An 18,205-nucleotide genomic window follows, 5' to 3' on the forward strand; every position below is an offset into this window, starting at 1 on the left:
GGGCTGGTCCCCGCAGCGTTCGGCACAACGCGGCCCAGTACCGTTCGGCAGTGATCCGTGAGGCAACGCACGACGACTTCCCCGCCGTTGTGCGGCTCTATCGTCAACTGCACCCGAAGGACCCGATCCTCGAAGACGGCGCCGACCAGGCCGCATTCGACGAGATCCTGAGAACCCCCGGACTGACTCTGCTCGTCCTCGAAACAGACGGTGTCGTGGTTGCCACGACCTACCTCAACGTCATCCCGAACATGACGCGCAGCGCCGCTCCGTACGCCGTGATCGAGAACGTCGTCGTCGACCAGACACTGCGTGGAACGGGGCTCGGAAAGCAGATCATGGCGGCAACCCTCACCGCCGCGTGGGACGCAGGGTGCTACAAGGCCATGCTGCTCACGGGCTCGAAGACGCCCGCAACTCACGCGTTCTACCGCGCTTGCGGCTTCTCCCCCGACGCGAAGACGGCCTATCTCGCCCAGCCGGGACCGTGAACGACGCGTCGCCACAGCGCGCGTCAACCCCTACGGCTACCGGGACACCACTCCCCCAGGTCGGGGGCGACCGCAGGCCGAGATTCTGTGCCTGAGCTCTTGTGCCGGTCGCGGGCGATGCGCTTCGATCCGGTTGAGCGTTCATCTAGACGCTTCGACTGACTCGGAAGTGAGGCGCAGGTGGGTGTGCACGTGGGCAGGATCAGGAGCTCTCTGCTGGCCGTCGTGTTGGCGGCGGCCGTCTCTGTGCCCGGCGTCACGAAGCCGGCCTCGGCCGAGGTCAGCACGCCCTCGAGCGTGGCCCAGATCGTGGCCGCCATGGGCGCGGGCTGGAATCTTGGAAACGCACTGGAAGCCAACGCCAACGGATATCCCAGCGAGACGGCATGGGGCAATCCGGTCATCACTCAAGCGCTCATCGACGATGTCAGGGCGGCAGGATTCACATCGATCCGGATCCCAGTCTCCTACCTGCGACACATCGGACCCGGCCCGAACTACACGATCAACTCTGGGTGGCTGAACAGGGTTCAGCAAGTGGTCGACTACGCCCACAGCCGGGGCCTGCACGTGATCATCAACATGCACGGCGACGGTTACAAGTCGATCCCCTACGCCTGGCTCATCTGTGACGCGGCCGATCAGAGCGCCATCAAGGCCAAGTATCGGAAGGCCTGGCAGCAGATCGCGACCCGGTTCCGCGGCTACGACCACCGCTTGGTCTTCGAGTCGATGAACGAGAACTTCGACGGGCAGTACGGCCGTCCGACGCAGCCGTGCTACTCGAACATCAACGCCTACAACCAGATCTTCGTGGACACCGTCCGGAGAACTGGCGGGAACAACAGCTCGAGATGGTTGCTCGTCCCCGGCTGGAACACGAACATCGACTACACCGCCGGCAACTACGGCTTCGTGATCCCGACCGACTCCCACCGTTCCCGCTCCATCCCGAGCAGTGAGAAGCGGATCATGATCTCCGTTCACTACTACTCCCCCTGGGACTTCGACGGCGAGGAGAGCGGCACCATCACTCAATGGGGAAGCGCGGCGACCGATCCGTCGAGAAGGTCGACCTGGGGACAGGAGGACTACCTGGAATCACAGCTGAAGCTGATGCACGACACGTTCGTCGTGCGCGGGTACCCGGTCGTCGTCGGCGAATACGGTTCGGTCGACAAGACGTCGTTCGACGCGTCGAACAACAGGTACCGCGCGGACTTCGCGTACGCCGTCACGGCCACCGCGAAGAAGTACGGCGCGGCGACCTTCATCTGGGACAACGGCGTGAACGGGCGCTATGGCTTCGGGCTGTTCGACCGACACACCCGTTCGGTGACCCAACAGGAGATCGTCGACGACATCAGGTACGGCGCTGGCTCGTAGCAGCCAGAGGCACGTCGCGCTGCTCTTGAGTACCTGCTCAACCCGGCAGCCGAACGCCAGGAAGCGACGAGACGACACCACGGGACGTGGCACCGCTCGGTGTCCCGGGCTGGAAGGCCACGCTGATCCGTCCGCTGACGTGGTCGCGCGCGACGTGGGCGCGTACGCCGTAGACGTCGGCGATGAGCGAAGGCGTCAGCACTTCTTCGGGGCGCCCTCCCGCGACGACACGCCCCTGCTGCAGGACGAGCACGACGTCACAGAACATCGCGGCGAGGTTCAGGTCGTGCAGGGCGATGATCGCGGTCACCGGCAGCTCGGCCACGAGAGCGAGCAGCTCGAGCTGGTGCCGGATGTCGAGGTGGTTGGTCGGCTCGTCGAGGAGCAGCTCGCGGGGCTCCTGCGCGAGCGCGCGGGCGATGTGGGCACGTTGGCGCTCGCCGCCGGAGAGCGTGTGCCAACGGTGCCTGGCCTTCTCCGTCAGTCCCACATGCTCGAGCGCCCGGTCGATCGCACGCTCGTCCTGCGCGGTGTCGCCTCCGAGCAGAGACCGGTGCGGCGTACGACCCAGGCGTACGACCTCGCGCACGATGATGTCGGCGTCGGTCTCCGCGTGCTGGGTGACCGTCGCGACGGCACGGGCGATCTCACGCCGCCGCATCCCCGAGAGATCGGCGCCGTCCAGCGTCACGGTGCCTGAGTCAGGTCGCGCGGCTCCCTGCAGCAGGCGCAGCAGGGAGGACTTCCCCGATCCGTTCGGGCCGAGCAGGGCAACGGTCGACCCGGGCACGGGCTGCACCGACACGCCGTCGACGACGAGCGTGCCGCCGCGCCGCCAGGAGACTCGGTCGGCCTGGAGCGTCATGCGTGTCCCCTCCGCCGCACGAGGAGCATCGCGAAGACGGGGACACCGACGAGGGCCGTCCCGACTCCGACCGGCAGCGGCGTCGGGGCGAAGACCACGCGGGATGCGGCATCCACCCACACCATGAACACCGCACCGAGCACGGCCGTGGCAGGGATGACCCGGGCGTGACGGTGTCCGAACAGGAGGCGCGCTGCGTGTGGGAGGACGAGTCCCACGAAGCCGATGGCGCCGGCGACGCTCACGAGCGTCGCCGTCAGGAGCGCGGTGAGGACGAGGAGGAGCACACGCGTGCGTGCCACGTGGATGCCCAGCGACGCGGCGACGTCCTCGCCGAAGGCGAACGCGTCGAGGGAGCGCGCGGACGCGAGGCAGATGACACCCCCGGCCGAGACGACCGCGGCGAGCAGGGCGACGTCGTCCCAGCGCATGCCCTCGAGCGACCCGAGGAGCCAGAACATGACTCCGCGGGTCTCGTCGGCGTCGGCGAAGCCGAACACGACGAGCGAGGTGACGGCGGCGAAGAACTGTGAGCTCGCGACGCCCGCGAGGACGACGCTCGACGTGCCGCCACCCGAGAACCGCGCGAGCAGGAGGACGACGCCGAACGCCGCGAGCGCGCCGACGAACGCGCCTCCTGACATCCCGAGCGCCCCTCCCCCGAGTCCCAGGACGCCGATCAGGACCGCACCCGTGGAGGCACCCGACGACACCCCGAGCACGAACGGGTCCGCCAGCGGGTTGCGCAGGAGCGACTGCAGGATCGCCCCGCACAGCCCGAGCCCTGCACCGCAGGCCGCGGCCACGAGCGCGCGCGGGAGCCGCTCCTCCCACACGATCGCGTCCTCCGAGGCGCGCACAGGGATGTCGGTCAGGCGCACGTGGTTGAGGAGGATGTCGCGAACGTTCACGAGCGAGACGTCAGCGGGTCCGAGCGTCACCGCGACACCGACGGAGAGTGCAAGAGCCGCGACGGCAGCGGGGCCGAGCACTGCGGCCAGCGTGTGGGCGCTCCCCCGCCAGCGCCTGACACCGACCGTCGCGGTGAGGGTGCTCAGAGCTCGTCCTCCTGCGTGTCCCGCCAGGCCCGGATCTTCTCGAGCCCGTCGACGAAGCGGATGGACGGATTCATCTCCGCGCCATGGAGGGCGATGAACCGCCCCTCTTCGACAGCGTCGAGGGTCCGCGTGAGCGGGTCCTCCCGGAGGAACGAGATCTTGTCGTCGAGACGGTCACCCGGGAACCGGTCGCGCTGCAGGTCACCGAGCACCAGGATGTCAGGATCGGCGTCGACGACCGTCTCCCAGCCCACGGCCGGCCAGTCGTCCGTTGCGTCGCCGAACACGTTCTCCATCCCCGTCGTCCTGGCCAGGAGGGAGGCGGATCCGAGTCCGCCGGCGACGTACGGCGTCTTGGTGTCGGCGAACCAGAACATGACGGTGCGCCCGTCGAAGTCGATCCCTTCGGTTGCCGTGGCCGCGCGCTCCTCGAGGTCGGCGATGAGTGACTCGCCGCGACCCTGGACGTCGAAGATCTCCGCGAGCTCCCGGATCTCCTGGTAGAGCGCGTCGGTGGTGAGAGCCGTGGTCCGGCTGCTGCCGCCGTTGACGCTCACGCCGTTGTCGCAGTCGGTCGGCGACAGGTAGGACCCGATCTCCGTCTCGCCGAGCCGGTCGCGCGTCACGACGCCCGTCTCGTTGAAGTGCCGGCCGAAGGACGCGGTGACGAAATCCGGGTCGGCGCCGAGCAGGACCTCGTACGTCGGGGCGTCGTCCGCCAGCCGCGGGACCGACGCGTTCGCGCTGGAGAGGGAGTCGAGCACGGGATCGGTCCACGACGCCGTGCCCACCAGGCGGTCCTCGAGGCCGAGCGAGAGCAGGATCTCGGTCGAGTTCTGGTCGAGCGAGACGACGCGCTGGGGTGCGGACTCAATCGTGACCTCGTGGCCGCAGTTGTCCAGCACGAGCGGATAGCTCGTGCCTCCTTCTCCCCCGACCGCGTGGGCCTCGGTCTCGACCACCTCGGAGGCGCCACATCCCGTGAGCGCGAGGACGGAGAGAACGGAGATCGCTCCGGTGAGAGCGCGCGTTCGTGTGATGACCATGGGACTCCTGGTGCTTCGTGGCCCCGTGGGGGCCCTGCCTGCCGATCCGAGCAATGAGGTTAGCCTAACCTTAGTAGGCGGTGCGACCGAGTCGGGCAGGTCTCGTCTACGGTGCATCACGTGCTCGACCACGAGGAGATCGTCCGCCTGTACGGCCCGTGGCTCCCCCGCACACCGCGAGACGCCGCAGCCCTGTTCGAGGGGTACGCCGGTCTGTGGTGGATCGCAGGCGGCTGGGCCATCGAGGCATTCACTGACATCCGCCGCCCGCACGACGACGTGGATCCGAGCATCCCGCGATCCGGCGTGGCCTCGCTCCACCAGCACCTGTCCGGGCGTCTCGACGTCTGGCAGGCGGACGACGGCAGCCTCCGCCCGATCGTCGATCCGACGGACCCGGTGTCGGAGACCTGCGAGAACCTCTGGCTGCGACCGAGCGGCGCGGACCCATGGGAGTACGACGTGATCCTGATGGACGCCACTCCGACGACATGGACCTACAAGCGCCACCCCGGGACCAGCCTCCCGATGTCGAAGCTGCTGTGGGCACGGGACGGCGTTCGCTACCTACGTCCGGAGGTCCAGCTGCTGCACAAGGCGCCCGGGCTCAGGACCAAGGACCAGGCCGACTTCGACGCCTGCGCGCCCCTCCTGGACCACGAGTCCCGGGCATGGCTCCGGGACGCCCTGTGCACCGCTCATCCTGGCCATCCATGGCTCAGTGACCTCCAGTGAGCCGCACAATGATCACTCGCCAATCCCCGCCAAGGGCGCCAGGGGCAGCGTCACGTGGAACGTGCTGCCCTCACCGGGCGTGCTGTCGACGGTGACCTCGCCGCCGTGTGCGGCCACGATGGTGCGCACGATGTGGAGACCTATCCCGGTGCCCGAGATGAGTCGCCGCGCCGCCTCGTCGCCGCGCACGAACCACGCGAACACATGCTCGCGCTCGGCCTCATCGATCCCCATTCCCGTGTCGCTGACGCACAGCCGTAGATGATCGGCGTCACCCTGCAGCCCGAGCGTGATCGTCCCACCCCTCCCGGTGTACTTGACCGCGTTGGAGACCAGATGGTCGACCACCTGTCGGAGACGCTGACGGTCTACTGAGGCGAACATCCTCGGTGGGGTTTCGCACCGCAGGGTCAGCCCGGACGCGTCGACCTTGGCGCGCCACGTCTCGACTGTCTCGCCGAGCAGTGCCACGAGGTCGACGTCTGTGCGCTGCAGCTCCAGCCCAGCTTCAAGGGCTTGGGCCACCTGGAGCAGGTCACCCACCAAGCTCCCGAGCCGTAGCGCGTTGCGCTCGATCGCGTGCAGCTGCGGTTGAATGCTTGGAGGAAGGTCCTCGTTCTCGACGAGCAGCTCCAGGTGGGCAAGCACCACCGTGAGCGGTGTACGGAGCTCGTGGGAGACCGACGCCAAGAACTGCTCCTTGACCCGGAGTGCGCGCAGGAGGTCGGTGATCTCCTTGTAGGCCAGGGCCGACCCCGTCACCTCGCCCTCGTGGTCGCGGACCCTGCGGGCAGACACCGAGAATGCCGCGCGGTTGGCGGGGTCGGACCCAACCCACACCCGGACGTCGTCGAACTCCTCACCTTGCATGGCTCGGTAGGACGGTAGCTGTTCGCGGGGCAAGGGAGTCCGGCCGTCGGGACCATAGACCGCGCCCGGCTGCCCCGCCCTGCCGTCGTGGCCCTCGGGGTACTGCAGGCTCATCGTCTCGGCGTGGCGGCGGTTCATGCGTTGGTAGCTGCCGTCGCGGCCGAGCAGCAGCAGACCGACGTCGACGGTGTCGAAGATCGCCTCCAAGGTCCGCCGCTCGCACTCCAGCGCTCGGTTGGCAACGGCCAGCCGGGCCTCGGATGCGTGCTGCTCGGTGATGTCGAGGAACTGGGTGACGAAATGGAGGATGGTCCCGTCCTCATGCCGGACGGGCGCCGAGGACATGTCGGCCCACAGCACGGTGCCGTCCGCCCGCAGATATCGCTTGCGCAACCGCAAGGAGTCGATCTCGCCGGCGACCGCCTGCTTCAGCAAGGTGGTGCTCGCCACGATGTCGTCCGGGTGGGTGATGTCCTGGACGCGTTTGGATCGCAGTTGTTCCGGCTCGTACCCCAGCATGTCGCACAGGGCGCGATTGACCACCAGGATCCGTCCGTCGAGGTCCACCAGGCCCATGCCGATCGGTGAATGCTGCAGCGTCAGCCGCCACGACTCTTCCGTCCCCCGAGTGCGGTCCACCGGTTCTCCTCACTGCGACTCTGGCGTACGGCAGCGTCCGCAGACAGCTCCTAGCCTGCCGTGGCGATACGGCTCGATCCTGGTCACGCCGTCTCCCCTGTGCAGGCAGAGGGTCCACCGGTTCGTTCCCGGTCCGTGTACCCCTTCGCGACCGGGCTCATGAGCAAGCCGTGACGAGTCCGACGAACAGCACCGAAACCTTGCTGCCGGGATGAGACGCGGCGGTCGCCGAGGTCCATGTGGTCGATCCCGTCAGGAACGAGCTGACTCGGACGGTGAAGCTCCCGGCCGGCAGGTCGCCGGCGGCGTACGTCACGCTGTAGCTGCCCTGGCCGGACTCGGGGACGAGGTCCGTCCGCCGGACGGCGCCGCTCGAGTCGACCAGCTGTGCCCGGTAGGTGTAGCGCGGGTCCTTGCTGGGCCACGAGAAGGTCAGCGGCACCAGCACGCCGGTCCCATCGCAGTCCACGGTCGTCGGTGGCAGTACCTCGTGGGCGCCGAGCGTGGCGCCACTGACGGCCGCCGAGTCGGTCCACGCCGCCCAGGAGGCGGACGCTTGCGACACGAAGAGCGATCCGCCCAGTGCGAGCAGGGTGGCGACACAGGTGGCGCGTCTCCCGCCCGTGAGCAGCGCCTGGAGGAGCCGGGTCATGACACGTCCGAGGTGCCGGTGAACGTGATGCCGACCGTGGTGGTCGCACCCTGCAACGCGGGCGCCGCGTTCGTCGGCAGCATGACCTGGACGCAGACCTTCTCCGTGGCGCCGGGCGCCAGCAGCCGGGCGGACGAGAGCAGCGGGCCGGCGAGGCTGGCGGCAGAGCCCGAGAGTGCCGCACCGGCACAGGTGGTCGCTGGCGCGCTTCCGGTGACAGTGGTGTCGCCCGTGACCTTGGCGACGAGCGCGGCGCCCAGCGACTTCCCATCGGCGTTGGTGGCGGAGGTCGCCGCGGTGTACGACAGCGGGGCGGTGCCGTTGTTGCGGATCGTCAGGACGGCCGCGGTCGAGTTCCCCGGGACCATGGGTGCGATGTCGAGCGTCGTGTAGCCGGTGACCTGGTCCTGACCGTCGACGCGCAGATCGAGGGTGCCACTCGTGATCGCGGTGCCGCTCACCTGCACCTCGTCCGTCCAGTGGGCATAGGTGCCCGGGGTGGCGAGGGCGAGCACCACGGCGAGGCAGAGCACGGCCCGGACGCGGGCGGAGCGCAGGACGCCGCGGTCCCCCGAGCCGCGGCGGACTGAGCTGTGCCTCGGCCCGGCGTGCCTCGGTGCGCGGTGCCTAGACATGCCGGGCCCTCGTGGCGCGGGGGGCGCGGCGTCGGTCGCGAAGGCCCGACCCGACGAGCACGATGGCGTAGCCGAACAGCAGCGCAGCCACGACGTAGATCCCCATCTGGCGTTCCCTCCCGGTGAGCAGGTTGCTCACGTAGCCCAGGTACGGCACGGCGTACCACTTCTCGCCCCTGATCTGCACGGGCCGGACCCAGGCCCGGTCCGGCACCTCGTTGGCGTCGCCCTTGGTCTGGAAGACCGGCACGCCCTCGTCGTCGACCGCCTGGCTGGTCACCCGGTGCGTGACGACCGTCGGTTGCTCGGACTTCAGCTGGTAGGTGATGACCGTGCCCACCCCGATGTCATCGGCGGGAGCGGGTTTCACCACGATCAAGGTGCCCGGCGGCAGGCCAGGCTCCATCGATCCGGTGAGGACGGTGTAGGGCGTCGCCCCGGCCAGGCGTGGCACGACCACCACCAGCGCCAGCGCCGAGAGAGCGGCGAGCAGCACTGTCCAGGTGGTCACGCGCCACGCCCAGCCGAGCACCGACATCAGCTATCAGCAATCAGCTGTCAGGCGTGGGTCTGGGTGAGCGACACGGTCAGGGCGTCCAGCGTGGCAGTCATCTCCTGCGCCGTGGTGCCCGCCGTCGCCGAGCTGAACGTCACGCTCACCGCGGCACTCAGCACGTCCCCATCGTTGGCGCTCGTGATCGCAGCGCCGTCGGCGATGGTGGCCGCCGCCGGATCCTCCAAGGGGTCGGCGTCGATCGTGTAGTCGGCATCCGCGGTCAGGGCCGAGACGAGGTCATTGGTCTCGTCGAACGACGGACTCGCGAGGCCGACGGTCGCGGCGAGGTGCTCGCCGGTGGCGTTCACCGTGTAGGTGCAGGTGCGGGTGATGACGTCCCCGGGCACCACGAGGGTGGTGCCTGGGACGAAGGCGCCCCCGCCGCCGGCCCCGTCCAGCGTCCACGCAGTGCAGGTCTGGCCGGTCTCCTGGGTGAGGCTGAGCGAGCCCGACTTGATGGCGCCGCCGGCGATGGTCTTGCTGTCGTTCCACGACGCCATGGTGCTGGCGCCGCCGAGGAGCAGGACGGCGGCCGCGGTGGCCGCACACGCCGCCTTGGTGTTCTTGTGCATGAGGTCCCCTGTCGATGCGGCCGAGCCCCGATGGGCCGGCACAGGGCAACTGCAACAGAGCGGTAACAACCCTGTGGGAGATCTGTTGCATATAGCCCGAAGGGGCCACGCGAGGCCTGGGAAAGCCCCACTCGGGTCAACCCGAAAGGGTGGTCCGGGCTCCCCGGACACAGCTAGTCGACGACGTCGATGAGCTCCCGCAGCGCGGCGACGTGCTCGTGGAGTGCGCGCCTGCCCACATCGGTCAGCCCGACCCACGTCGTGCGCCGGCCCTCGTGGGTCCCCTTGCGGCTGCGCACGTAGCCGGCGCTCACCAGGGCGGAGACGTGCTTGGACAGCACCGAGTCACTGACCTGGAGCGCTTCGCGCAAGGTGGAGAACTCGGCCTCCGCCACCGCCGTCAGCGTGGTCACGAGCTGCAGTCGGGCCGGTGCATGGATGAGCGGGTCGAGGTCCGGCATCAGCCCACGACCATCAGGACCACGAACCCGAGGGCAGCGACCAGTGCCAGCATGGCCAGCACCTGCGGCGACACGCCTCGTGCGTGCGTCGCGGGGTCGGCACGGTAGGCGTCCCACCACTGGCGGGCGCCGAGCGCGTACCCCACTCCCCCCATGACGGCGGCAAGACCGACGAGCCACCACTGCGAGTCGAACGCGGCCCAGGTCGCCCCGCCGAAGCCCCACACGTAGGCGACGGAAGATGTCGTGCCGGTCCCGAGCACGACACGGCCGGTGAGGCCGTCCACCCGCACTCCGTTGATCCGGCGGAACCGGTGGAGGAGCCATGTCGCCACGGCGAGGAACACTCCCAGCCCGGCCAGCAGGAGTCCCAGCCCGAGGGCCGACTGCTCCGCGATCCCGACTGCCGCCGTGCCGATCTGGACCGCGACGGCGCCGGCAAGAGCCGGATGCAGGCCCCGCGGCAGCTTCAGACCGGTGGTGAGCCGGCCTCGGGCGAGGTCTGCTGCTGCGAGGCGGGCGCGGGCGTCGTCGGGGCCGTCGAAGCGGGTCTCACTTTCCATGTTGGAAAGTCTAGGCACTACTTTCCAACATGGCAAGTAGCGGGCTGCGGCGTGCCTCTCCGCTCGCGCTCATCGTCAAGCCCTGATCGCCGCTCGATCAGCGCCGCCGGGTGCGAAGGTGGACAGATGATCGACGATGCAGGATTCGACGACCTCATGGAGCTTGTGGTGCACGGCTTCGAGGTGGCAGGTGTGGCCGTCCTCGTGCTGGGCGCCATCGGCGCCTTCGTCCATGCCGCCTGGACGGCGCGACGTGCCGGCCCGCGGTCGGCGTACGAGTCCGCGCGGCGGAGCGTGGGGCGAGCCATCCTCCTGGGACTCGAGCTGCTGATCATCGCCGACATCGTCCTGACGATCACGGTCGACCCGACCCTGGAGAGCGCGCTGGCTCTGGGCCTCATCGTGCTGGTGCGGACCTTCCTCAGCTTCTCCCTCGAGGTCGAGCTGGAGGGGACGCTGCCCTGGCGCAAGGCGTCCGCGTCGGACAGGACCGGGACGCTCGTCCCCCGCGACAGCGCCTGAGCCGCAAGTTCCCGAGGCGGTCGTGAGGTCGGCCAGCACTTGTCTCTCCGCCTAGGTTGGGAGCCATGGCTGAGATCCCGACGTACGCCCTCAACGACGGCAGCGCCCTGCCGGCGATCGGCTTCGGCACCTACCCGCTGCGCGGCGAGGACGGCACCGCTGCCATCGCCAGCGCGCTCGAGTGCGGCTACCGGCTGATCGACACGGCCGTGAACTACGAGAACGAGAAGGAGGTGGGCGAGGCGATCCGCCGCTCCGGCGTGCCGCGCGACGAGGTCCTCGTGGCCAGCAAGATCCCCGGCCGCCACCACGCGTACGACGACGCCATCGCGTCGGTGCACGGGTCCCTGGAGCGGCTCGGCCTCGACCACATCGACCTCCACCTCATCCACTGGCCCAACCCGGGGCGAGGCCTCTACGTCGAGGCGTGGCGCGCCCTCGTGCAGCTCCGCGAGGACGGGCTCGTCCACTCCATCGGAGTCTCCAACTTCACCGAGGAGCATCTCCGGCGCATCATCGACGACACCGGCGTGACTCCGGCGGTCAACCAGATCGAGCTCCACCCCCGCTTCCCGCAGCAGCGGATGCGCGACGTGCACGAGCGCCTGGGCGTACTCACGGAGGCGTGGAGCCCCATGGGCAAGCGCCGCGCGCCGCTGGAGGAGTCGGCGGTGACGGCCGCTGCCCAGGTGTACGACGTCACCCCGGGCCAGGTCATCCTGCGCTGGCACGTGCAGCTCGGCTCGCTGCCGATCCCCAAGTCCGCCGACCCGCGCCGCCAGGCCGAGAACCTCGACGTCTTCGGCTTCGAGCTCACCGACGACGAGATGGCCGCTATCACCTCGCTCGCCGAGGACGACGGACGGCTCTTCGGCGGCGACCCGGAGACCCACGAGGAGATGTGAGGGCGTCCGGCCGCTCGGAGTCAGGGGCTCGGGGACGGTTCGGACGTCGGCGACGTGGATGGCTCCGGCGAGACAGGTGACGTCGACGCGGTGGAGCTCGGTGACGGCGTGGGTGTCAGCGTCGTGCTCGTCGGGGACTCCGTGGGAATGGGAGTCGGCGTGGGAGTTGGAGTCGGCGTGGGAGTTGGTGTCGGCGTCGTCGACGACGTGCTCGACTCCGTGGGCGTGGGCGTGAGGGTCGTGCCCGGGTCCGTGGGTGTGGGTGAGCTGGTCGTGGGGGACGGCGTGGGAGTAGAAGTCGACGTCGAGGTGGTCGAGGACGGCGAGGGTGTGGGACTGGACGTCGTCACGGGCGGCGCTCCCACCAGGATCTCGACGATCTCGTCCTTGAAGCCGTCGAGCTGCTCGGTGATCTCCGTGAGCGAGTAGGAACCGATGTTGTGCGCGAACTGGATGAGGCGGTCCCACACCCCCGCGAGGGCGAGGAGCTGCTCCTCCCCCGGCTCCCCCGGGATCGACAGCACCAGCTGGCTGGCGACGGCCGCGGTGATGCAGGAGTGGCAGTCGTAGTTGGCCGCGACAGCGAGGTTCTGCGGCACGATCACCTGGGCGTCGTCCATGATGAGCACCACCTGGAACGCCACGGCCACGGCGACACAGTCGGAGCATGACGCATAGGCATGCGCCTCGTTGACGTTGAGCACCTGGTCGTCCTGCGCCCACACCAGGGCGAAGGCGACGTCATAGGTGACCGAGTCGTCCGTGGTGTTGACCGCCAACGCCTGGTTGTCCCCCTGCTCCGGCGGGAGCGGCTGGTCGAACGGGAACACCCACGCGTCGTCGTCCGGGCTCGGCCCAGGAGTCGGGCTCGGTGTCTGGGACCCGGGGGCCGACTCCGTCGGATCGAGTGACGGGGAGGGAGACGGCTCGGGCTCGTCCTGCGTGGTGTCGTCCTCCTCGGTCGGGACCAGCACCATCGAGAGGACCGGGTCCTCCTTCGTCGGCAGGACGCTGCCCTCCTCGAAGGCGGCCACGAGGGGATCACCGCTGGAGAGCCGTTCGCGAGCGGCTGCGCCGATCGGGAGCGCCGGTTGCGCTGGAGCCGCAGCGGTGTCGTCCGCCGCCGCGCTCACAGGGGTGCCTGCCGCTGCCCTGAAGAGGCTCGCGACGGTGCCCGTCTCGCCCGGCGCGATCGGCTCGTAGGCGCCTGGGTGCGGCCACCAGGCCCACGACAGACCGGTGACGAGCGTGGCGCTCAGCGCGGCCGCCGTCACGCGCTTCACCTGCGAGCCGCGGCTCCAGTCGGACAGCCCGCGGAACCACCGGAGCCCGAGCCGCCCCAGGATCACGGCGCACGCCAGGACCGGCAGGACCACACCCAACAGCTGCAGCGCGTGGCCCGCCACGTCCACGAGTCCTCCGGAACGCCAAGCCTCCGAGACTCCCGCGGCGTCGTCGCGCATCGCCGCGCCTGCGGTGCCCAGCAATCGCGGCACGGCGGCCACGAGGGCGACCAGCATCAATGCCATCAAGGGCACGGTCACCAGGACCCACAGGGTGATCACGACACGCGCCCAAGGCGTCAACACCGCGTTCTCCGGTGCCTTCCACCGGTGCGGCAACAGACCCAGCAGGGTCGGTCGGATGCGCTGGTAGAGGTCGGGGACCCCCGCGAGGTCAGCCAGCAGGTGATAGCCGTCGAAACGCAGCAACGGGAGCAGCTGCTGGGCCATCTGCAGCACCTGCGTCGCGACCAGCAGCAGGAGCGCCTCCCAGCCCGTCGACCACCACCACACGTAGGTGAGCACCACGACGATGGCGTTGAAGTACAACCCACCCAGGTCGGTGCGGATCCGACCCGCCCTCCCGAGCCGGTAGCTGTCGGTGACATCGGTGTAGAACGCGGGCCACACGACGTACAGGCCCGCCCCCATGGCACCCGGTTCGGCTCCGCTGTAGCGGGCGGCCGCAGCGTGCCCGAACTCGTGGAAGCCGCCGGCGATCACCGACACCACGAAGACCAGCAGGAGGAGGTGCGGGCGCTCGAAAGCGTCGTACGCCGACGCGCCGAGACCTCGCTCGAAGAACACCCAGCCGATCACCGCGACGAAGCCGACGATCACGACGAGCGCCAGCAGAGGACGGAACAGCACCCGGAACGGGTCCGTGAGACGGCGCGTGGTGCTGGGGTCGGTGACGGCGAACCGGGGGTTGAGACCCAGCAACGGGTCGCTGCGCTTGAGCTCGGGGTCGGAGCCGTCGGCGTTCCTGAGCAGTCCGAGGGGACGCAGGTGCGAGTCGACCAGCGTCCTGACATCGGCCTCCGTCACGGCGCGCCCGGACGCGCGCCCGACCACCTCCGCGACCTCCGCGTGGGTCCGGGTGCCGTCGGCGGCCTGCAGGACGAGGTACAGCAGGCTCGTCAGCTGGAGCACCTGACCGTCGCTGCGCCTCACCAGGGCCGGCGGGGTCCGGTAGCCGGACCCCTCCATCTCCCCGATCAGCTGGACTCCGTCGACCCGGGTCGGCGCGTCGACCAGCGTGGTCACTGAGTGGTGTCGCCGCTCGTGCCGTCGCCCGTGGCGGCCTCAGTGGCGGGATCAGTGGCGGGATCAGTGGCAGCGTCAGTGGTCGTGCCCGCCGCCTCAGTGGTGGTGCCGGAGGCGTCAGTGGTGCCGACGGCGTCGGTGGTCTCCGACGGCGTTGCGGCCGCCTCGTCGTCATCCGCGGACGCAGTGTCGGTGTCGACCGGCTCGACCGACGACTGGTTGATGTCTGACGTCTGGTGCGACGTGGCATCAGCCGATCCACTGATGGTCTGGGTGATGATCGCGTCCTGCTGGGCGATCGCAGTGGCCTGGGAGTCCTCGGAGAGGATGTTGGCGGCCACCGAGGCGTCGATCGGCGCCGCCACGTTGGCGTTGGCCGCGATCGCTCCGTTGATCGGGGCCGCCAGGTCTGCGTCGAGGTCGACGTTGACGTCCACGTTGAGCAGGTCGCCCGAGAGCAGGTCGCCGGTGTCCAGCCCGCCGGTCACGTCGTCCAGGACCTGCTCGACGGTTCCCACCACGTTGCCGGCCGTGTCCAGGACCTGGCCGGTGAGAGGATTGAGCGCGCCGATCACGTTGCCGGCTGAGTCCACGACGTTGCCTGTGGCTCCGTCGATCGTCCCGATGGCGTTGCCCGCCGAGTCCAGCACGGAGCTGCCGTCGACCAGGCTGGTGACAGTGCCGACCAGGTTGCCTGCGGAGTCGACGACGACCCCGGTGGCCTCGTTGAGCGTGCCGACGACGGTGCCGTCGGAAGCCACGACGTTGCCGGTGGTGGTGTCGAGGATGCCGATGACGTTGCCCGCCGCGTCCACGACCAGGCTGCCGTCGACCGCCTCGGCAGCCATCGCTGCCGTGTCGCCTTCCTGCGTGGCGTCGCCGCCCTCCGTGGTGGCCGCGAGCATGGCTTGACCGCCCGCCTGGCCGTCGTCGGCAGTCGATGCACCGCCCACGACCGTGTCGCCCTGGTCGATGGTGCTGTCTTGCACGCCGGTCGCGGTGGCGTCGGCATCGATCGACTGGGTCACCTGGACGCCCTGGTCGGACAGGGCTTGAGCGGTCGATCCGTCGCTGAGGATGTTGGCGCTCACGGCTGCGTCGATCGGGGCCACCACGTTGGCGTTGAGCGCGACGGCGAGGTCGATCGGCGCTGCTCCGTCGATCGCCAGGTCGATGTCGGCAGCCAGGTCGAGGATGGAGACGACCTCCTTGTCCGGAAGTGCGGTGGCTCCCTCGCCGGCGAGCTCCTCCGGGGTCAACGGTGCGTTCTCTTCGGTGCTCATGATGCTCCTTCCGAGCGCCCGGCGAGCCAGAGCCGGACGTAGGTCATGACTGTCGGACGTGAGGCGTCCACCTCTTTCGTACACCGAACCACCGAGGAGCGCATGGGGGACGCACCCCAACGGGTGGGTCCGGGCCGTCGCCCGTCCCACCTCGGCGGGACGGCGTCCCAGGGGCGCCGCGAGGGCTGTCGTACGGGGTGCTCCGTGCGCCCACCTACGATCCGGCCCCCGCGGCCGTCTAGCATCGGCGCCATGCTGAAGCGACTCGCCGCCGTCACCGTCTGTCTCTCCGTCCTCACCCTCACCGGTTGCGGCCAGGAGAACGACGACGCACCTGCAGACACCGCGTCGGACACGACGAGCGAGTCGTCGGAGCCGGCCGGCGAGACCACCACGTGCGAGTACCCCTCCGACGGCCAGGAGCCGGCGCGCGAGGTCGAGGCGCCCGACACCGAGGCCCAGGCAGAGGGCACCGTCGCGGCGACCATGACCACCAACTTCGGCGACATCGGCCTGACACTCGACGCGACGGCCGCGCCCTGCACGGTCAACTCCTTCGTCTCGCTGGCGGAGCAGGGCTTCTACGACGACACCCCGTGCCCGCGCATCGGCGACCAGGAGGGCTTCGGCATCCTCCAGTGCGGCGACCCGACCGGCACGGGCTCGGGCGGCGCGGGCTACTCCTTCGCCGACGAGCTGACGGGCGACGAGACCTATCCCGCGGGCACGCTGGCCATGGCCAACGGCGGCCCGGACACCAACGGCTCGCAGTTCTTCCTGGTCTTCCGCGACTCGCAGTTCCCGCCCAGCTACTCCGTCTTCGGCACCATCGACGCGGCGGGCCTCGAGGTCATCGCCGCGATCGCGGCCGAGGGCAACGACGGCGCGCACCCGGCCGGCGGCGGCACCCCCAACAAGGACGTCACGATCGAGAAGGTCACTATCGGCTGATGGCCGGCGTTGGTCGAGGAAGGCGCCTTGGCGCCTGTCACGAGACCAGGTCTCGTGACGGGACTTCGTCCCTCCTCAACCAGCGGTGGACTGCTCGTAGCTGATCTCGGCACCGAGCTGCACGGTGCGCGACACGGTGCACAGCCGGTCGCGGGACATCTCGATGGCGCCCTGCACGCGATCCCGGGCGGCCTGACCCTCGGGTCCCTCCGGGAAGACGACGTCGAAGCTCACCCGCAGGTCGGTCAGGTGGTTGCCGTTCTCGTCGCGCACCTTGCGACCCTCCGTGTGCACGGTGAAGTTCGTGCTGGTGGTCCGCTTGTGCGTGATCGCCTCGACGTCGAGGGCGCTGCACCCGGCGATCGCGGCGAGCAGCAGCTCGACCGGCGTGAAGTCCGGATCGTCGCCCCCGGTGCCGAAGAAGGTCTCACCCCCGCGGGCGTTCGTGGCCTTGAACCGGGCCGGCCCGATCCGGGTGAGCTCGATGCTGCGAAGGGTCTCGTCCGTCATGACGAACACCCTGCCAGAGGTCGACCTGGTGCCTCTCCACGCATCGGCGAGCACCTGATCTCGGGCGCCGCTCGCGTGGCCCGGCAGTAGGGTCGGGGTGTGACGAGCGAGCTCCCACGACGGCCCGGTCCGTCGGTCCGGACCCGCGTCGTGGAGCACACCGCGGCCGGCGGGTCGGCGCGGGAGGACCGGCTGATCACCGAGGAGCCCCTGGAGATCCGCGTACGTGCGGGATCGCTCGAGCCGCGCCGCGCCTGGGTCACCATGCGCACCCCCGGGCACGACTTCGAGCTCGCCGCGGGCTGGTTGGTCAACGAGGGTCTCGCCCCGGCAGGCGACGTCGCCCAGGTCGCCTACTGCACCGACAACGACCTGACCCCCGAGCAGGAGCTCAACGTCGTCACCGTGACCCTCTTGACCGCCACCGACCTCCCCCACCGCCACGCCTCCGTGACCGCCGGCTCGTCCGCGTGCGGCGTCTGCGGCAAGGACAGCGTCGACGAGGCCTTGCAGACCCGCCCCGCGGTGCCGTGGCCGGGAGCGCGCCCCGACGCCGACGTCGTACGCCGCCTGCCGGAGGCGCTGAGGGAGCGTCAGTCCCTCTTCGCGCGAACCGGTGGCGTCCACGCGGCCGGGCTGGCCGACGCCGACGGCACCCTGCTGGTCGTGCGCGAGGACGTGGGTCGCCACAACGCCGTCGACAAGGTGACCGGTGCGCGCGTGCTGACCGGTGTGTCCCCTGCGGAGGCCTGCCTCGTCCTGAGCGGTCGGGTCGGCTTCGAGCTGGTGCAGAAGGCGGCTGCCAGCGGCATCGGATCGATCGTCGCGGTGGGTGCGCCGACCAGCCTGGCGGCCCGGCTGGCCGACGAGGCGGACATCGACCTCTGGGGTTTCACCTCCGCAGGCCGGACGGTCCGCTACGGCTGAGCGGCACCGCCGTCCGGCGTGGTGGCCCG

General features: G+C 69.8%; 20 protein-coding genes. 7 read left to right on the plus strand and 13 right to left on the minus strand.

Annotation, left to right across the window (positions count from 1 at the left end):
* The first annotated feature begins 50 nt into the window (after positions 1-50).
* Entirely contained in the window at positions 51-491 is a 441-nt protein-coding gene (locus J3P44_RS08360) for a GNAT family N-acetyltransferase (protein ID WP_255889843.1), read from the plus strand.
* 192 nt (positions 492-683) lie between these two features.
* Positions 684-1,877, plus strand: coding sequence for a glycoside hydrolase family 5 protein (locus J3P44_RS08365; protein WP_255889844.1), 1,194 nt, complete (start codon positions 684-686; stop codon positions 1,875-1,877).
* Between the two features lie 37 nt (positions 1,878-1,914).
* On the opposite strand, the gene J3P44_RS08370 is transcribed toward J3P44_RS08365, so the two are convergent.
* The 3 genes from J3P44_RS08370 to J3P44_RS08380 all read right to left on the minus strand — a co-directional run bounded on the left by J3P44_RS08370 (position 1,915) and on the right by J3P44_RS08380 (position 4,846).
* Complete coding sequence (locus tag J3P44_RS08370; protein WP_255889845.1) at positions 1,915-2,742, minus strand: ABC transporter ATP-binding protein; 828 nt, start codon at positions 2,740-2,742, stop codon at positions 1,915-1,917.
* Complete coding sequence (locus tag J3P44_RS08375) at positions 2,739-3,734, minus strand: FecCD family ABC transporter permease (RefSeq protein ID WP_255889846.1); 996 nt, start codon at positions 3,732-3,734, stop codon at positions 2,739-2,741. Before J3P44_RS08375 ends, J3P44_RS08370 begins: the two co-directional genes overlap by 4 nt.
* Before the next feature lie 62 nt (positions 3,735-3,796).
* A complete protein-coding gene (locus J3P44_RS08380) occupies positions 3,797-4,846 on the minus strand; it encodes an ABC transporter substrate-binding protein (protein WP_255889847.1) in 1,050 nt (349 codons plus the stop codon).
* A 120-nt stretch (positions 4,847-4,966) separates the two neighbouring features.
* On the opposite strand from J3P44_RS08380, the gene J3P44_RS08385 reads away from it, so the two are divergent.
* Positions 4,967-5,581: a hypothetical protein gene (locus J3P44_RS08385; protein WP_255889848.1), complete on the plus strand. Its 615-nt coding sequence runs from the start codon at positions 4,967-4,969 to the stop codon at positions 5,579-5,581.
* A 12-nt stretch (positions 5,582-5,593) separates the two neighbouring features.
* On the opposite strand, the gene J3P44_RS25870 is transcribed toward J3P44_RS08385, so the two are convergent.
* The 7 genes from J3P44_RS25870 to J3P44_RS08420 form a co-directional block, all read right to left on the minus strand.
* Entirely contained in the window at positions 5,594-7,090 is a 1,497-nt protein-coding gene (locus J3P44_RS25870; RefSeq protein ID WP_255889849.1) for a sensor histidine kinase, read from the minus strand.
* A gap of 157 nt (positions 7,091-7,247) precedes the next feature.
* Entirely contained in the window at positions 7,248-7,742 is a 495-nt protein-coding gene (locus J3P44_RS08395; RefSeq protein ID WP_255889850.1) for a hypothetical protein, read from the minus strand.
* Complete coding sequence (locus tag J3P44_RS08400; protein ID WP_255889851.1) at positions 7,739-8,377, minus strand: TasA family protein; 639 nt, start codon at positions 8,375-8,377, stop codon at positions 7,739-7,741. Before J3P44_RS08400 ends, J3P44_RS08395 begins: the two co-directional genes overlap by 4 nt.
* Positions 8,370-8,888: a signal peptidase I gene (locus tag J3P44_RS08405; protein WP_255889853.1), complete on the minus strand. Its 519-nt coding sequence runs from the start codon at positions 8,886-8,888 to the stop codon at positions 8,370-8,372. Before J3P44_RS08405 ends, J3P44_RS08400 begins: the two co-directional genes overlap by 8 nt.
* 47 nt (positions 8,889-8,935) lie before the next feature.
* The gene (locus tag J3P44_RS08410) at positions 8,936-9,505 is read right to left on the minus strand and encodes an alternate-type signal peptide domain-containing protein (protein ID WP_255889854.1); all 570 of its coding nucleotides are present in this window, start codon (positions 9,503-9,505) and stop codon (positions 8,936-8,938) included.
* Positions 9,506-9,678: 173 nt separating this feature from the next.
* Positions 9,679-9,966: a transcriptional regulator gene (locus J3P44_RS08415; RefSeq protein WP_255889855.1), complete on the minus strand. Its 288-nt coding sequence runs from the start codon at positions 9,964-9,966 to the stop codon at positions 9,679-9,681.
* Positions 9,966-10,529: a hypothetical protein gene (locus tag J3P44_RS08420; protein ID WP_255889856.1), complete on the minus strand. Its 564-nt coding sequence runs from the start codon at positions 10,527-10,529 to the stop codon at positions 9,966-9,968. Before J3P44_RS08420 ends, J3P44_RS08415 begins: the two co-directional genes overlap by 1 nt.
* Positions 10,530-10,655: 126 nt before the next feature.
* Between J3P44_RS08420 and J3P44_RS08425 the strand changes: the two genes are divergently transcribed.
* Positions 10,656-11,051 (plus strand): DUF1622 domain-containing protein, encoded by a 396-nt coding sequence (locus J3P44_RS08425; protein WP_255889857.1) that lies wholly within the window; start codon positions 10,656-10,658, stop codon positions 11,049-11,051.
* 65 nt (positions 11,052-11,116) lie between these two features.
* Positions 11,117-11,956, plus strand: a complete 840-nt coding sequence (locus tag J3P44_RS08430) for an aldo/keto reductase (RefSeq protein WP_255889858.1) — start codon at positions 11,117-11,119, stop codon at positions 11,954-11,956.
* A 20-nt stretch (positions 11,957-11,976) separates the two neighbouring features.
* Here the strand turns inward: J3P44_RS08430 and J3P44_RS08435 are convergent, their stop codons facing one another.
* Both J3P44_RS08435 and J3P44_RS08440 read right to left on the minus strand, forming a co-directional pair.
* Positions 11,977-14,505: a hypothetical protein gene (locus J3P44_RS08435; protein WP_255889859.1), complete on the minus strand. Its 2,529-nt coding sequence runs from the start codon at positions 14,503-14,505 to the stop codon at positions 11,977-11,979.
* Positions 14,502-15,788 (minus strand): autotransporter outer membrane beta-barrel domain-containing protein, encoded by a 1,287-nt coding sequence (locus tag J3P44_RS08440; protein WP_255889860.1) that lies wholly within the window; start codon positions 15,786-15,788, stop codon positions 14,502-14,504. The genes J3P44_RS08435 and J3P44_RS08440 overlap by 4 nt, the downstream gene beginning before the upstream one ends.
* 252 nt (positions 15,789-16,040) lie before the next feature.
* On the opposite strand from J3P44_RS08440, the gene J3P44_RS08445 reads away from it, so the two are divergent.
* Positions 16,041-16,739, plus strand: a complete 699-nt coding sequence (locus tag J3P44_RS08445) for a peptidylprolyl isomerase (RefSeq protein ID WP_255889861.1) — start codon at positions 16,041-16,043, stop codon at positions 16,737-16,739.
* A gap of 75 nt (positions 16,740-16,814) precedes the next feature.
* On the opposite strand, the gene J3P44_RS08450 is transcribed toward J3P44_RS08445, so the two are convergent.
* Positions 16,815-17,249 (minus strand): OsmC family protein, encoded by a 435-nt coding sequence (locus J3P44_RS08450; RefSeq protein WP_255889862.1) that lies wholly within the window; start codon positions 17,247-17,249, stop codon positions 16,815-16,817.
* A 99-nt stretch (positions 17,250-17,348) separates the two neighbouring features.
* Here J3P44_RS08450 and J3P44_RS08455 point away from each other — a divergent pair, with 99 nt between their 5' ends.
* Complete coding sequence (locus J3P44_RS08455; RefSeq protein WP_255889863.1) at positions 17,349-18,176, plus strand: formate dehydrogenase accessory sulfurtransferase FdhD; 828 nt, start codon at positions 17,349-17,351, stop codon at positions 18,174-18,176.
* The last annotated feature ends 29 nt before the right edge of the window (positions 18,177-18,205 follow it).

This window comes from Nocardioides astragali (assembly GCF_024436375.1).
Classification (GTDB): domain Bacteria; phylum Actinomycetota; class Actinomycetes; order Propionibacteriales; family Nocardioidaceae; genus Nocardioides; species Nocardioides astragali.